1 protein-coding gene is annotated in these 1,546 nt (G+C 31.1%); it reads left to right on the top strand.

Going from position 1 to position 1,546, the window contains the following annotated elements:
• The first annotated feature begins 655 nt into the window (after window positions 1-655).
• Window positions 656-1,360 carry an SAM-dependent methyltransferase gene (locus ACY8DX_RS21220; protein ID WP_462406998.1) on the top strand — a complete coding sequence of 235 codons (705 nt, stop codon included), beginning with the start codon at window positions 656-658 and terminating at the stop codon, window positions 1,358-1,360.
• Window positions 1,361-1,546: the final 186 nt, after the last annotated feature.

Below are 1,546 nucleotides of genomic sequence, written 5' to 3'. Positions count from 1 at the left end.
GAGTTTTGAATAACAATATTATTGATCAAACAGAAGAAATAAGAAAATTAAACAAGTCATTAAATAAAGAAAAGGATTAATGGCTTGTTTAATTTCATTGGCTCAATCAACTTATACAATTGATCGATTGAGTCTTTTTCTTTGCTGTTAAAGGGGCAGTTTAGCTCAACAAGTATGGAGAATATAACTTATCAAAGATTGATTACTATTGAAAGATTGGAGGATTTTTATGGAGCTACTATTTTGGCCTTTTATGATCATTTCACTTTTTATTGCAATATTATCCATAATTTTTAAAAAACCAATATTTCTTTTGATATCCTCAATACTTATATTACCTTTATCAATTTATCTTTCGGCTACACCTCGTTTCGGAATATTGCTCTTATTGTGCCCTCTTTTTTATGTAGGTGCAGCAATTTCATTAGCAAAGAAATGGATAAGGTTATCTATATTACTAATAGTTCCAAATTTTATTCTGATTGGATGGTTAGTCTTTATAGTCTATTCGCAGTAATTTCAATACTATACTTCTTTATTGATAAGAATAGACTTTTCTAGTACAGCTAACGGGGCAGTTCAGTTTAATAAATTTGGGTTATTTCACCAACAGCGATATTATAACTGTAGTCTTTTAAAAAAGGGGGGGATTCAGTTGGGTAAAATTGAGCAGAGTACAAAGTTAGATTTAGAAAGAATAGTTTTCATTGGGCGAACTTTTGAAGAGTATATGGATATGTTTTTACTTACAGAAGATGAACTGCAAGGAAAGAAAATACTGGATTGTCCAGCAGGGGCTTGTTCATTTACAGCTGTTGGAAACAAAGCAGGGTTAGATATAACGGCTTGTGATATTGCCTATTATCATTCTGGTGAAGACCTAAATAATAAAGGTCTTCAGGATATTGAACACGCAATGAAGCATATGAAAAAAGCTGAAAGCAACTATAAATGGGACTATTTTAAGGATATTGAAAGTCTTAGAAAGCATCGTTTAACTGCATTACAAGAATGTGCTAACGATATGAAAGAATCAAGTGAAAGATATATCCCAGCTAACTTGCCTTCCTTGCCATTTAAGAATGATGAATTTGAGATTCTTCTCTCAGCACATTTTTTATTTATGTATGCGGACAGGTTAGATTATCTATTTCACTTAGAAACTCTGAACGAATTGTTGAGGGTTACAAAAGAGGAAGTTCGTATTTTTCCTTTAGTTGATTTAGAGGGAAAAAGATATAAGCATTTAGATAAGATATTTAGTTATCTTGCTGATTGTAACTACATAGTTGAAGAAATAAAAGTTCCATATGAATTTCAAGCGAATGCTAATTCAATGTTGAAAATAAGAAAAGGTTAGAAGATACAATATTGAACTTCTTATGGAAGTAAAGGGGCAGTTTAGCTTTAAATGCTCATTCTCGTTTACATATTTAACCACTTGTATTACCCTTGAAATATCATTGATTTAAGAGGGTGTGGAATTTGGATTTATTGATGTTTTGTTTATTGTTCGCTGGGATTTTTGCGATATATAATGCCTTAA

Source organism: Gracilibacillus sp. Marseille-QA3620, from assembly GCF_054950035.1.
The sequence above is the reverse complement of the archived record's forward strand: the minus strand, read 5'-3'. Positions and strand labels throughout refer to the sequence as shown.